13 protein-coding genes and 1 pseudogene are annotated in these 13024 nt (G+C 44.5%); 2 read left to right on the forward strand and 12 right to left on the reverse strand.

All coding sequences use genetic code 11. The annotated features are described in order from the left end of the window. Positions 1 to 40 precede the first annotated feature (40 nt). The 4 genes and pseudogenes from GPK81_RS07085 to GPK81_RS07095 form a co-directional block, all read right to left on the reverse strand. A complete protein-coding gene (locus tag GPK81_RS07085) occupies positions 41 to 547 on the reverse strand; it encodes a hypothetical protein (RefSeq protein WP_252196623.1) in 507 nt (168 codons plus the stop codon). 72 nt (positions 548 to 619) lie between these two features. After that, a pseudogene (locus GPK81_RS18685) lies at positions 620 to 685 on the reverse strand (zinc-ribbon domain-containing protein); the annotation flags it as partial. Positions 686 to 788: 103 nt separating this feature from the next. After that, the gene (locus tag GPK81_RS07090) at positions 789 to 1172 is read right to left on the reverse strand and encodes a hypothetical protein (RefSeq protein WP_177969071.1); all 384 of its coding nucleotides are present in this window, start codon (positions 1170 to 1172) and stop codon (positions 789 to 791) included. A 26-nt stretch (positions 1173 to 1198) separates the two neighbouring features. Next, a complete protein-coding gene (locus GPK81_RS07095; protein ID WP_215706770.1) occupies positions 1199 to 1999 on the reverse strand; it encodes a hypothetical protein in 801 nt (266 codons plus the stop codon). Between the two features lie 252 nt (positions 2000 to 2251). Between GPK81_RS07095 and GPK81_RS07100 the strand changes: the two genes are divergently transcribed. Further along, positions 2252 to 3718, forward strand: coding sequence for a helix-turn-helix domain-containing protein (locus GPK81_RS07100; protein ID WP_215706771.1), 1467 nt, complete (start codon positions 2252 to 2254; stop codon positions 3716 to 3718). A 94-nt stretch (positions 3719 to 3812) separates the two neighbouring features. Here GPK81_RS07100 and trpA read toward each other — a convergent pair whose 3' ends face one another. From trpA to trpE, 7 genes are all read right to left on the reverse strand, one after another. Then, complete coding sequence (gene trpA, locus GPK81_RS07105) at positions 3813 to 4586, reverse strand: tryptophan synthase subunit alpha (protein ID WP_021977401.1); 774 nt, start codon at positions 4584 to 4586, stop codon at positions 3813 to 3815. Then, positions 4579 to 5763, reverse strand: coding sequence for a tryptophan synthase subunit beta (trpB, locus tag GPK81_RS07110; RefSeq protein ID WP_021977402.1), 1185 nt, complete (start codon positions 5761 to 5763; stop codon positions 4579 to 4581). Before trpB ends, trpA begins: the two co-directional genes overlap by 8 nt. Before the next feature lies 1 nt (position 5764). After that, positions 5765 to 6457, reverse strand: coding sequence for a phosphoribosylanthranilate isomerase (locus GPK81_RS07115; RefSeq protein WP_118061938.1), 693 nt, complete (start codon positions 6455 to 6457; stop codon positions 5765 to 5767). Further along, positions 6454 to 7248 carry an indole-3-glycerol phosphate synthase TrpC gene (gene trpC, locus GPK81_RS07120; RefSeq protein ID WP_215706772.1) on the reverse strand — a complete coding sequence of 265 codons (795 nt, stop codon included), beginning with the start codon at positions 7246 to 7248 and terminating at the stop codon, positions 6454 to 6456. Before trpC ends, GPK81_RS07115 begins: the two co-directional genes overlap by 4 nt. 111 nt (positions 7249 to 7359) lie before the next feature. Then, the gene (gene trpD, locus GPK81_RS07125) at positions 7360 to 8373 is read right to left on the reverse strand and encodes an anthranilate phosphoribosyltransferase (protein ID WP_021977405.1); all 1014 of its coding nucleotides are present in this window, start codon (positions 8371 to 8373) and stop codon (positions 7360 to 7362) included. A gap of 104 nt (positions 8374 to 8477) precedes the next feature. Then, the gene (locus GPK81_RS07130) at positions 8478 to 9056 is read right to left on the reverse strand and encodes an anthranilate synthase component II (protein WP_021977406.1); all 579 of its coding nucleotides are present in this window, start codon (positions 9054 to 9056) and stop codon (positions 8478 to 8480) included. After that, on the reverse strand, positions 9053 to 10540 hold the full coding sequence (gene trpE / locus GPK81_RS07135) for an anthranilate synthase component I (RefSeq protein ID WP_021977407.1): 1488 nt from the start codon (positions 10538 to 10540) through the stop codon (positions 9053 to 9055). Before trpE ends, GPK81_RS07130 begins: the two co-directional genes overlap by 4 nt. A 558-nt stretch (positions 10541 to 11098) precedes the next feature. On the opposite strand from trpE, the gene GPK81_RS07140 reads away from it, so the two are divergent. Beyond that, complete coding sequence (locus GPK81_RS07140; RefSeq protein ID WP_118070950.1) at positions 11099 to 11776, forward strand: GTP pyrophosphokinase; 678 nt, start codon at positions 11099 to 11101, stop codon at positions 11774 to 11776. 98 nt (positions 11777 to 11874) lie between these two features. Here GPK81_RS07140 and GPK81_RS07145 read toward each other — a convergent pair whose 3' ends face one another. Then, positions 11875 to 12858, reverse strand: coding sequence for an AraC family transcriptional regulator (locus tag GPK81_RS07145; RefSeq protein ID WP_021977409.1), 984 nt, complete (start codon positions 12856 to 12858; stop codon positions 11875 to 11877). Positions 12859 to 13024: the final 166 nt, after the last annotated feature.

Below are 13024 nucleotides of genomic sequence, written 5' to 3' on the forward strand. Positions count from 1 at the left end.
TTCTCCCTCCTGTGCGCCAGTTTATTGTTCTCTCAATCAATCAGAAAATATCTGCAAAATTCAACGCATCCAAATACCAATTCCTTCCGGATTTGATCAGCGCAATCTCCATAGGAACCGTTTCCTCATTTTTATCTCCTTTTATTGAAATCTCTATCTCAACATTTCTGGCAGCTGATATCTTAAAATTTGCCTCTTCATATCCTTTTTTGATGTCATCCAGATCATCGCCTTCTACTTTTTCATCATTTGTAATTTCATAGGAAAATTTCCATCCTTCTCCCATATAATCATCAAGAGTACTCATCTGATCCTGAAGCTGTTCAGAAAGCTCATACTTTAAATCTTGAAAATCTTCAACATCATAATCGCTTTCTTCCAATGCATACTTAATTACTTTATCCGGAAAAAGTTTAACTATTGTTTCGGTATCTGCTGCAAATGATGCCTTTACGTATTTTTTTATGGTCGTTTTATAACTTCTTCCACCAAATAAACCAACTCCAAGAAGTACAACAACAAGAACCGCAGCAATCACAGCGATCATTCCTATATTTTTCGGAGTGCTGTGATTCGGCACTGTAAAGGTTGGTTTTCTGTTATTACTCTTTTTTAACTCTGCTCCGCAATTCCTGCAGTATTTTGCAGTTTCCGGATTCTGAGTTCCACATCTTTCACAAAACATACTTTTTCCTCTTTCTTTTTGTTATTTTTCAAAAAACCGGAGCATCAAAATGCCCCGGCTGTTCTAATCCTGCTTTTTTCATAGCTCTTTCCCGCTTTGCAATCTATTTCCAATTTGTAAACTGCTGCTGCGATCCCGGCATTCCCATTCCTTCTCTCTGGAATCCTTCAATCGTCATTCCTCTGTATCGGAAAATTCCCACATCACCAGGAGCAATCGGTACTGTATTTTCTTTATAAGATCTGAGTTTTGCTCTTCCTCCATCTTCAAATTCCACCATATACCAGCCCACTTTTCCGACGCTGGGCATTTTCTCTATAACTTTTCCCCTTTTTACGATCAATGCTTTTTTGTTATCCATTCTCTTTACATATATTGCAAATATCCAGGCCAAAACCGCAAAAGTAATCAATCCTGCAAATATAGCGATTACTATAGCCATGCTTCTCGCCGAATCATAGTATCCATTATCAAATCTAATCGTCATTTTACACCTCTCCTTTTTTTACAATTTTACCTGAACTTTATGGATTGAGAATCTGCAAACCAACCTGTCCGGCCATTGACAGATATCTGGTACAAAAATGTGGATCTGTTCAGTCTTATATAATTTAACGTTACTTTCTGACCTGCCCTTACATATGGGCCATCTTTTACGCTAAGTTTTGTCATACTTTTGCTCGTTCTGAAAGAGTTCTGCGCATAAAATGTTCTGCTTCCGGTGACTTTGGAATTCCATGATGCACAGGTGATCTTATTATTTTTAACTGTAAACTTTGTTTCCACGGTGATGGACGGCAGATTTTTCAAAGAAGCAGGATTTCTCCAATAACCAGCTGTTTCAGACTCTACATAAAATGTATTTCCACTGACTTTTTTAAATCTTGAAAACGGTAAAACTTTATTTAAATTACTTTCTCCAGGTGTTGATTTAAACTTTCCGCAGGAATACATATATGCTTTTAGCTCATGTCCGCCATATAAATAGTTCATCACAAGAAGATAGGTATCCTTTTTACTGATACTGCACCAGTACAGATCCGCGCCTTTTCCTATGAAGATTCGCTGTTTATAAATTCCATTCAGATAAATTTTCATATATCCGCTTTGTGAATCAGCTGTAGCCTTAAATCGATCCTTCTTTCCATCTCTGGTAAAATCATAGCTACTGTATGTTGTATTTCCTCTTAACATTACCATGCGGCTGGCTGCCTGTACGGTTTTGGTGTTACCGGCTGTAAAGAATACGCCTCCCAAAAGTGCCAGAAATAAAGCCAGACATAAGTTTACCAGTTTCCTCTTTGTTTTTTTCATGCTATTTCCTCCTTTGCATTTGGCTCACTTTTTTTCTTTAAAATACCTTCTCTTCTTTTTTTGTATTTTCCTGTATATTCGAAATTCTTATTTTATTTTAGAAAATATTCTTTATTTAAACAAGATGGGGCGCAGTTTGTAGACCGATTTTTTGTTGGAATTTAGCATTTTTTGTGGTTTTCTGATGATTTTATCTTGGCAAATATGGTATACTATAGAATATCAATAGAAATTTCGAAAGGATTTTTACATATGTCTGTATTTTCTGATTTACTTCAAAATTATATCCATGAGAAAAAAGTTAAAGTAATGGCCCTTGCAAAATACTGTGAGCTGGAACGTTCTACCATTTATAAATTTATCAATGGTAAACGGGAACCCATGTCAGCTGAACTGGTCGAGCAGATTGCTCATTTTATAAAACTGACGCCTCAGGAAACCTATCAGTTTAAAGAAGCATGGAAAATGGCTCGCATAGGAGAAAACGATTATTATATCCGTAAGAGCATTGAACATTTTTTGTCTGACTTTCCAAATAGATCCTCTTCATCGCTGCATAATATTACCCCCCACACACACGAAAATTTGACTATTTCTCTTTCCGACACACAAAATTGTCTTCTATTAAATTCCAGACAGGCACTGGATTCCGCTGTACACCACATTTTAATGGACGAAGCATCCAGGCATGATGGCAAAATAGCTCTTTTTCTGCAGCCTGACTATCCTTTTTTATTGCATCTGCTTTCAACCATCCATCCTTCCGGAACACTGCAGATCGATCATATTTTCAGTCTGAACCGTACTGCCCAGTTTACGGAAGCTCACGAACTTTATGAGCTTTATTACCTGCGGAATCTGTTTCCTGTCTATATGAATAAGCTGGATTACCGGATCCATTGCTTTTATACCGACGAAGCTTCTCATTTTAAACAGCTTTCTGCTCTGCCTTATATGATCCTGACTTCGGAATATGCCATCACCTGCTCTTCTGATTATCAGATGGGAATTTTATATCAGGACCCGGATATTCTGCAGGCTTTATGGAATTTGTTTCATTCCCATCAGGATCTGTGCCAGCCTGCATTTCAGACCTTTCCGATCATTGCCGATGATCTGCCTTCGCTTTTCCAGTTTGTTGCCCAGACAAGAGCTTCCGCCGATCAGGTCATTATCATTCAGCCGGAAGCGTGTATCCTTCCTTTTTTACGCAAAAATCTGCTGGAAGAAATTTTTAATTATGATCTTCCCGGAGCCGATTACATTCTTTCCATGGCGGATGCTTTATGTACAGATAACATGCGGAGGGTCAATGACGGAAAATTTATCATCTATTTTACGGAATACGGAATGAACCGTTTTCTGCGGGACGGACTGTTTGAAGAAATTCCGTCCACATTCTACCATTCACTGAATATCCGACAGCGATTCCAGATCCTTCGTGAGATTTCCAGATGCTGCCACGAGGGATCTTATCGGCTCCTGAAAAAACCGCTGAATCATCTTTCCGAAAATCTCCGCATGGCACTCTGTGGAAATACCTGTTCCCTTACTTATCAGACCAATTCCGGAGATCACATGTGTTTTGCTATTACGGAACCCTTTATTCTGGAAATTTTTCAAAATTTCCTGACAAACATGGATCCGGATTCTTATTATTCCCCTGCAGAAGCAGTCAAGATCATAACTTCTATGATCGATCAGTTAGAAACTTTATAATTATCACAGCACAAAAAGCCGGAGCATCCAAACTGCTCCGGCAAGAAATGCGTGGTCTCCTTTTTCCTATAATTCTGAGCTTTACCTTTTCTTTTTACCTGATCGCGTCTTTCATCTCTTTCACATATGCCTTAACTTTCGGCACGCACGCTTCCCCGTATGCTTCACAGAGCTTCACGATGGCGGATCCCACAATAGCTCCGTCGGACTGGTCTGCCATCTTTTTTGCCTGCTCCGGGGTAGAGATTCCGAAACCTACGGCACAGGGGATATCCTTCTGGGCTTTTACCAGTTTTACCATGGCACCGATGTCTGTGGTGATACTGGTTCGCATTCCTGTAACTCCAAGCGAAGATACGCAGTACACAAAACCTTCTGCCTCTTTGGCGATCATGGCAATTCGTTCATGGGAGGTCGGCGCGATCAGGGAGATCAGATCCAGGCCGTACTGTTTGCAAACAGCGTCGAACTCTTCTTTTTCTTCGAACGGAACATCAGGAAGGATCAGCCCGTCCATTCCAATCTCTGCTGCTTTTTTGATAAAGCGTTCCGTTCCATAAGAAAATACTACGTTGGCATAGGTCATAAACACCATGGGAATTTTTGTATTTTTACGGATTTTTTCTACCATTGCAAAAATTTTATCTGTAGTGACTCCGCCGGACAGTGCCCGGACATTGGCTTCCTGGATCACCGGTCCCTCTGCGGTAGGGTCTGAAAACGGAATTCCAAGCTCGATCAGGTCTGCGCCTGCTTCTTCCATTGCATATACCAGCTGCTCGGTAACCTCCAGTGACGGATCTCCGCAGGTTACAAAAGGAATAAATGCCTTTCCGTTTGCAAAAGCTTCTGTAATTCTCTTATTCATGAATATCCTCCCCTCTGTAGCGGGCGATTGCCGCACAGTCTTTATCTCCACGTCCTGAAATGGTAACTACCATGATCTTGTCTTTTCCAAGTGTTGGTGCGATCTTTTTCGCATAGGCTACTGCATGAGCACTTTCAATTGCCGGAATAATTCCTTCTGTTCTGGAAAGATACTCAAATGCATCTACTGCCTCATCATCGGTTACCGGCACATATTCTGCTCTTCCGATGTCATAAAGGTGTGCATGCTCCGGTCCTACGCCCGGGTAATCCAGACCTGCGGAGATGGAGTATACCGGTGCGATCTGTCCGTACTCATCCTGGCAGAAATAGGATTTCATACCATGGAAGATTCCCAGACGGCCGGTTGCGATGGTTGCTGCAGTCTCTGCAGTATTCACACCGCGGCCTGCTGCCTCACATCCGATCAGACGGACATCTTTGTCATCAATAAAATTATAAAAAGTTCCGATGGCATTGGAGCCGCCGCCTACGCAGGCCAGGACAACATCCGGAAGTCTGCCCTCTTTTTCCAGCATCTGCTCTTTGATCTCCTTGGAAATAACTGCCTGGAAATCACGGACAATAGTCGGGAACGGGTGGGGTCCCATAACAGATCCCAGTACATAGTGGGTGTCTGCGATACGGTTTGTCCACTCACGCATAGTCTCGGAAACGGCATCTTTTAAAGTTGCGGTTCCGCTTGTGACTGCATGGACTTTCGCTCCGAGGAGACGCATTTTGTATACATTCAGGGCCTGACGCTCGGTATCCTCTTTTCCCATGAAGACTTCACATTCCATGCCCATCAGCGCTGCTGCGGTTGCAGTTGCCACGCCGTGCTGACCTGCACCGGTCTCTGCAATGACACGGGTCTTTCCCATTTTTTTTGCCAGAAGCACCTGACCTAATACATTATTGATCTTGTGTGCACCTGTGTGGTTCAGATCCTCACGTTTCAGATAGATTTTGGCTCCGCCCAGATCTTCGGTCATGTGTGCCGCATAGTAAAGACGGGAAGGTCTTCCTGCGTATTCATTGAGAAGCTCTGTGAGCTCGCGGTTGAATTCCGGGTCGTTTTTGTAATGGTTGTATGCTTCCTCAAGCTCCAGAACGGCGTTCATCAGTGTTTCCGGGATGTACTGTCCGCCATGGATGCCGAATCTTCCTTTTGACATGTTAAAAATCCTCCTTTATGTTCCTCACGGTCTGTACCGCTTTCACTATTTTATCCGGGTCTTTGTGCCCATCGGTTTCTACACTGCTGCTTAAGTCCACAGCCCAGGGATGAAGCATTTTTATGGCTGTTTCCAAATTATCACACCCAAGGCCTCCGGCCAGAAACCAGGGACGTTTTATGGACGGTACCAGGCTCCAGTCAAAGGTCTCACCGGTGCCCCCGGCTCCCTGATCCAGAAGAATGTAATCTGCTTCCGAACGGATCGCCCGCTTTACATCTTCTTCTGTTTTTATGGAAAAAGCTTTTATCAGAAGCTGGTCTGTCATAATCTTAAGCTGTCTGATATAATCTTCGTTTTCCTGTCCGTGAAGCTGTGCCAGGGAAATGGTTCCTTCGTTTAAAAGCTGTGCGGGAAGTTCCACCGGTGCATTGACGAATACGCCTACCGGCAAAATACTCTCATCCAGCTTTTCCCGGAGAGTTCGTAACTGAGCTCCTGTGACGTTTCTTCTGCTTTTTGGAAATTCTACAATGAATCCACAGAAGTCTGGTTTTGCTTCATTAACTGCCTGAATGTCCTCCAGGCGGGTAAGGCCGCAGATCTTGATCCTGGTTCTGACCGGCTTCTCCTGCTGTTTCCGATCCGCACAGCCTCTTTCCTGTCGTATGGTGTTGTTCTGTTCTGTTTTCATCTCAGTGCTCCGCCATTTAACTCTTCCAACGCCGCTTTTTTGTCCGGGCTTCTCATCAGGGTTTCACCGATCAGAACGGCGCCTACCCGGTTTCTTTCCAGGATGGCAATGTCTCCGGCATTTTTGATGCCACTCTCGGAAACAAATACCACATTGTACGGTGCCAGGTTTCGAAGACGGATGCTGTTATTCATATCAACTTTGAAGGTTTTCAGATCACGGTTATTTACACCGACGATCTTCGCTCCTGCTTTCAGTGCTCTTGCCACTTCTTCCTCATCGTGGGCTTCCACCAGTGCATCCATTCCCAGAGATTCTGCCAGCTCTCTGTATTCCAGGAGTTCCTGATCATCCAGAATGGTGCAGATCAGAAGCACTGCCGATGCGCCAAATGCTTTTGCCTGATAGATCATGTACTTATCCACCGTAAAGTCTTTCCGGAGGACCGGGATAGCCACCGTTTCCGTGATCTCACGAAGATAAGTATCACTTCCCATGAAATAAAAAGGCTCTGTAAGGCAGGAGATTGCGGATGCACCTGCTGCCTCGTATTCTTTCGCAATTTCCACATATGGAAAATCCGGTGCGATCAGCCCCTTGGAGGGGGATGCTTTTTTTACTTCACAGATGTAGGACATGCCCGGTTTTTTCAGGGATTCCAGAAAGGAAGGCTGCTGTGGTGCTTTTTCTGCCAGAGCTTTCAGCTGTTCCAGAGGAAGCTGAAGTTTTTCCTTCTGGATACGTTCTCTTGTCTTTTCTGCGATTTCTTCCAGAATGTTTTTTTCACTCATTCTTTGTTTGTCTCCTCGATATTTCAACTCTCATTCGGCAATTTCAAGGAGTCTGACAACTTAATATTTCAATTAATGGGGTTGCCGATTCCTCTCCTCCCGCCATTATCCTCAAATTTCATTGCTTAATCTGATAAATTCCTCAAGCTTCGCTGCGGCGGCTCCGCTGTCGATCAGATTTTCTGCCATCTTCACGCCAGCTTCCAGGCTCTCTGCTTTTCCTGCGATATAAAGTGCGGCACCTGCGTTCATGCATACAGCCTGACGCTTCGGGCCTTTTTCGGTTCCGTTTACAATGGCTTTTGTGATCTCTGCATTTTCTGCCGGTGTGCCACCTGCAAGTTCCTCTTTGCTGCAGCGAGTGTAACCGAACTGCTCCGGTGTGATCTCGTAGGACTGGAACCATCCATCCTTGATCTCGCATACAGAAGTCGGTGCACTCATGGAGATCTCATCCAGCTTGTCCTGTCCGAAAACAACCATTCCACGGTTCACGCCAAGTTTCATCATAACCTGCGCCAGAGGCTCTACCAGTGACTGATCGAAGACTCCCATCAGCTCCATGTTTGCACCTGCCGGGTTGCTTAATGGTCCGAGGATATTAAATACTGTACGGATTCCCAGCTCTTTTCGGATCGGTGCCACATATTTCATGGCAATGTGATAATTCTGTGCGAACAGGAAACAAATGTTGATCTTTTTCAGGATTTCGGCACTTTTTTCTGGCGGAATGGTAATCTTTACGCCAAGAGCTTCCAGAACATCTGCGGCTCCACTCTTGGAGGATGCTGCACGGTTTCCGTGTTTTGCAACCGGAACGCCTCCTGCCGCGATCACAAGAGAAGAAGTTGTGGAAATGTTGAAGGAGTTTGCTCCGTCACCGCCGGTTCCTACAATCTCCAGGACATCCATATCGTGAAGAAGTTTGATGCAGTGTGCACGCATACCTGCTGCAGATGCTGTGATCTCATCAATGGTTTCGCCTTTCATGGAAAGTGCGGTCAGGTAGGATGCCATCTGTACCGGTGTTGCCGCTCCATCCATGATCTCATTCATTACGGATTCTGCTTCGTCATATGTAAGATCTTCTTTTTTTGAAAGTTTGATGATTGCTTCTCTGATCATTCTTGTTCCCTCCTGTTCTGTAACGATCCTATCTTTTATGGATTACCATTCTCTGTCTTACAACTTCCGTACTGTCCGTTATCCGGGACAGTTTCTGTTCAATTTTACTTTTCCCTTACAACTTTCATAAAGTTTTCGATCATCGTTTTTCCATCTGGTGTCATAACCGATTCCGGATGGAACTGTAATCCGAAGATCGGATATTTTTTATGTTCCAGTGCCATCACCTCTCCGTCCTCAGATTCTGCGGTAACGACCAGTTCTTCGGGTAACGTATCCCGGAGCGCTGCCAGTGAATGATATCTGGCTGCCAGGAAAGTATCCGGCAATCCCTCAAATATCTGACTCTCACCAACTTTATGGATTTCCTTCTGCTTGCCGTGCATCAGCTCTTTTGCATAGGAGACGGTACCTCCAAATGCTTCACAGATGGACTGATGCCCAAGGCAGATACCCAGGATCGGCAGCCTGTCTTTGAAATATTTTATGGATTCAATGCAGATTCCCGCATCTTCCGGACGCCCCGGGCCCGGAGAAAGGATCAGGGCTTCCGGTTTCATATCCTCCAGCTCCTGTATGGTAACTTCGTCATTTCGTACGACCCTGATATCCGGCTCCACAGAACCGATCAGCTGGTAAACATTATAGGAAAAGCTATCATAATTATCGATCAGTACTATCATTCCAGTCCCTCCTGTGCTGTTTCGATTGCCTGTACAACGGCCCTTGCTTTGTTGCAGCATTCCTGGAATTCATTTTCCGGAACACTGTCTGCCACGATCCCGGCTCCGGACCGGATGCAGATCTCGCCGTTCTTTTTATAAACCAGGCGGATGGCAATGCAGGTGTCCAGGTTTCCGGCGAAATCCAGATATCCGATGGCACCGCCGTAAATACCACGTTTGCTCTGTTCCAGCTCCTGGATGATCTGGCAGGCACGGAACTTCGGTGCTCCGGAAAGAGTTCCTGCCGGAAGGATGGCATCTACTGCATCCACTGCATCCTTGTCATCCCGGATCTGGCCGGTAACTGTGGAACCGATATGCATCACATGGGAAAAACGCTCGATGCACATATATTTTTCTACTTTTACAGTACCGATCTTACTGATCTTTCCGATATCGTTTCGTCCAAGATCCACAAGCATGTTGTGCTCGGCACGTTCTTTTTCATCGGCGAGAAGTCCTCTTTCCAGCTCCAGATCTTCTTCTTTTGTCTTGCCTCTCGGTCTGGTTCCTGCCAACGGGAAGGTGCTTAATTCCGTTCCGGTAAGCTTGGCCAGAGTTTCCGGCGAAGCTCCAGCGATCTCAATATCATCGCTGGAAAAATAAAACATATACGGAGAAGGATTCGTAGCACGAAGGACCCGGTAGGTATCAAACAGGCTTCCTTCCGCTTTTGCCCTCATGGGATTGGAAAGAACCACCTGGAAGATATCTCCTTCGTGAATGTAATGTTTGGCGGTTTCTACCATCTCACAGTATTTTTCTTTGGGGAACTGTGGTTCAATGGAGGATTTCAGTTTCAGCGACGGGAATTCCTTTTGTTTTCCGTTTCGGATCAGATCTGCCATCTCTTTTAACTTCTCTTCGGCTTTCCTGTAGGAGTTTTCCAGGTCATCAGTCATCACACCGGTGATCAGCAGTACCTTCTGTCTGTAATGATCAAAGGCAATTACCTGGTCAAAAAGCATCAGATCCATATCGCGGAAATCCTGTACTGTCTTGTCGGTAAGCTCCAGTTTTGGCTCACTGTATTTGATATAATCGTAGGAAAAATATCCTACCAGGCCACCGGTAAATGTAGGCATATTTTCCAGCACCGGGCTTTTGTATTCTTTCAGGATCTGGCGGATAGCATCTCCCGGATGTTTCACCTGCTGTACGGTTTTTTCTTCGCTTCCGTCCTCGTGGATCTTCCGGATCTGAAGAGTTCCGTCTGTACAGGTGATCTCCATGGATGGCTCATATCCCAGGAAGGAATAGCGGCCCCATACCTCTGTCTGGCTGGCACTTTCCAGAAGATAGCAGTGTCTGCTGGCTGTGCGTAAGGTTCTCATGACTTCTACAGGTGTATAACGGTCGGAATACAACTCCCTGCATACGGGGATGCGCCGGTATTCGCCTGACTGTGCAATATTCTTGATTTTTTCTAATGTTGGATACATATACAGGCCCTCCTGAGTTCTTTTCATTCTTTTGCCGGAGGAGACGGTACGGTACTGGACATTCGCAATCCGCATTCGCTACTTGTTCATGGATTCCAATTTCTTCGAAATTGGAATTCAAAAAACGCCCGTCTCCGGCAGAATCTGGTTCTGCCAGGGACGAGCGTCAAATTCAAAATCACCCGCGGTGCCACCCTGATTCACGGTTCGACCCGTGCACTTAGCGGAATACCTGCATATTCCCGGCAACTGACGTATGCCTTCACGTCACAGAATACTCGGTATCCATAACACCTTTCCCTGTGCCCTCCGCGGTCCATTTAGTAAACTGCTTCTCGGCCCGGCTCTCACCCTCCCGGACTCTCTGTGCGCGCATGAATACCTTTATCTCCGCTTCAACGGTTTAGTGGTTTACTCGATTAAACTTTTCATATAAAATAGCACAGGATTTTTAATATGTCAATACAAAAGTTGAAAAAATCGTCATTTTATTCTATAATTGTGACAGTGTGATTATCACAAAACCTACTTACGAAGGGAGTTTTACCACAAAATACCATGGCTGAAAAAAATGCAAACACCTGGCTGGATACCCCAGATCCACAGGTTTTTATCAAAAATTCCGCAAGATTTAATGATCTGATGATGATGTACCGCTGTACTGTCCGTGAGGTACGTACCAAACTGGAAGTTCTCAATGATGAATTTTCCGTAGAATATAAACGTAACCCAATCTCTTTTATCAAGACCAGAATCAAAAAACCGGAAAGTATCTACAAGAAACTGAAAAAACTGGGTTACGACTTCACTGCCGAGAATATCCAGAACCAGCTCAATGACGTAGCCGGTATCCGTGTTGTCTGTGCTTTTATTGATGATATCTACACCATTGCGGATCTCATTGCCAAACAGGACGACATCACCATCATCAAAGTAAAAGACTATATCAAAAATCCCAAACCAAACGGTTACCGCAGCTACCACATAATCGTGGAAATTCCTGTGTTCTTCTCCAAGGGAAAAACACCCATGCGTGCGGAAATCCAGATTCGTACCAATGGTATGGATTTCTGGGCTACCCTGGAACATCAGCTCAGATATAAGCAGAATATCGAAGAAATGGATGGTTACGAGGAAGTCAGCACTGAGCTTCTAAACTGCGCCCGCGCTGTCATTGATATGGATAATGAAATGCAGCGGATCAAAGATAAGATCGGACAGTTTCACGATATCTGATCCTGCCTGCGCATCGCCCGCGAACACAAAATGCCACACCATATTCCAGCTCTGTTCAACACACTGGTTATGGTATGGCATTTTTTATAATATGGAATCTACAACCTCACCTGTTCTTTTTCACTGTTCTTCACACGGAATACCCTGGGTGTCATATGGTAATGTTCCTTAAATACTCTGTGAAAATAACTGTTATTCTCATATCCCACAGCAGCAATAATATCACTGATCGGAAGATCCGTCTCACACATCAGCTCCACGGCCTTGTTCAGGCGTTTTCTCTGAAGAAGTTCCTTGAAGTTAAATCCTGTGCTTTTCTTGATCATCTTGCTTAGTACATGCATGGGCAGATGAAGCCTGGTGCACAGCTCTGTCAGAGTAGCTGTCCGGTACTTCTGCTCAATATAATCCAGGGTTGTCATAGAGATCATATTTTCGTACTGATTGGGAAGGCGCATCTCCACATACTGTACGGATTCCACCAGATACATAAAAATCAGGCCCATTGTGGTCTGGTTGATCCGTTCCCGGTTTTCTTCGCCGTTTACCAGAGAATAGATGATATTTTCCAGAAGATTCTGGATCTGCAGGACCTCTGCAACCTTAAAGTGAAGATATTCGCCACGTTCCTCATCCTGACGCAGAACATTTACCAGAAAATCCGCCAGCATATTGTCATTGCCAGTCATGGAATAAGCTACATCAAAAAACTCCGGCAGCACCATGAAATTGATGGCAATATCATTCTGTCCCGCTTTCAGGATCTCATGCTTTGTAAACTGGTTGAGAAAAAGCAGCTCGCCTTTATTCACCACGACTTTTTTTCCATCGATGATATTGGTGAGTGATCCCTCACACACATACAACACCTCTACAAAATTATGCCGGTGTGCCGGAAAATACACAAAACGTGTGTGTGTACGCACAGCGATCAGCCTGCCTTCTTTCAGCATCTTACGGCTGTCCACAGTGAAATCCCGGCCGGAAGTGTAGAGATCTTTGTCTACCTCTGCTTCTCCGTCCAGGATCTTACGTTCTTCTTCGGTTATTTTTCTCAGCTGATCCAGTAAAGCCTGCTGCATGTATCCTGCTCCTTTGTCTGTCATTGTCCTGTTGCTCTCATTTTAGCACTACCTTCACGGGAGTACAACTGAAATCACCCAATGATCCACGACAAACGCATGAATGGTTAGCAACTGCAAATTCTATTTTTTTCTACTTTTTAAGCTTCTAAAAGCTCTTCTAAAT

It is taken from the genome of Blautia sp. MCC283 (assembly GCF_018785565.1).
Lineage (GTDB): Bacteria > Bacillota > Clostridia > Lachnospirales > Lachnospiraceae > Blautia_A.

Bases quoted from the DNA above. Each gene is read 5' to 3' on its own strand.
- trpE (WP_021977407.1), bottom strand. From the start codon at position 10,540: ATGTATCCAACATTAGAAAAAATCAAGAATATTGCACAGTCAGGCGAA.
- trpB (WP_021977402.1), bottom strand. From the start codon at position 5,763: ATGTCAAAAGGAAGATTCGGCATCCATGGCGGACAGTACATCCCGGAA.
- trpD (WP_021977405.1), bottom strand. From the start codon at position 8,373: ATGATCAGAGAAGCAATCATCAAACTTTCAAAAAAAGAAGATCTTACA.
- GPK81_RS07115 (WP_118061938.1), bottom strand. From the start codon at position 6,457: ATGAAAACAGAACAGAACAACACCATACGACAGGAAAGAGGCTGTGCG.
- trpA (WP_021977401.1), bottom strand. From the start codon at position 4,586: ATGAATAAGAGAATTACAGAAGCTTTTGCAAACGGAAAGGCATTTATT.
- GPK81_RS07145 (WP_021977409.1), bottom strand. From the start codon at position 12,858: ATGCAGCAGGCTTTACTGGATCAGCTGAGAAAAATAACCGAAGAAGAA.
- trpC (WP_215706772.1), bottom strand. From the start codon at position 7,248: ATGAGTGAAAAAAACATTCTGGAAGAAATCGCAGAAAAGACAAGAGAA.
- GPK81_RS07085 (WP_252196623.1), bottom strand. From the start codon at position 547: ATGATCGCTGTGATTGCTGCGGTTCTTGTTGTTGTACTTCTTGGAGTT.
- GPK81_RS07130 (WP_021977406.1), bottom strand. From the start codon at position 9,056: ATGATAGTACTGATCGATAATTATGATAGCTTTTCCTATAATGTTTAC.
- GPK81_RS07095 (WP_215706770.1), bottom strand. From the start codon at position 1,999: ATGAAAAAAACAAAGAGGAAACTGGTAAACTTATGTCTGGCTTTATTT.
- GPK81_RS07100 (WP_215706771.1), top strand. From the start codon at position 2,252: ATGTCTGTATTTTCTGATTTACTTCAAAATTATATCCATGAGAAAAAA.
- GPK81_RS07140 (WP_118070950.1), top strand. From the start codon at position 11,099: ATGGCTGAAAAAAATGCAAACACCTGGCTGGATACCCCAGATCCACAG.
- GPK81_RS07090 (WP_177969071.1), bottom strand. From the start codon at position 1,172: ATGACGATTAGATTTGATAATGGATACTATGATTCGGCGAGAAGCATG.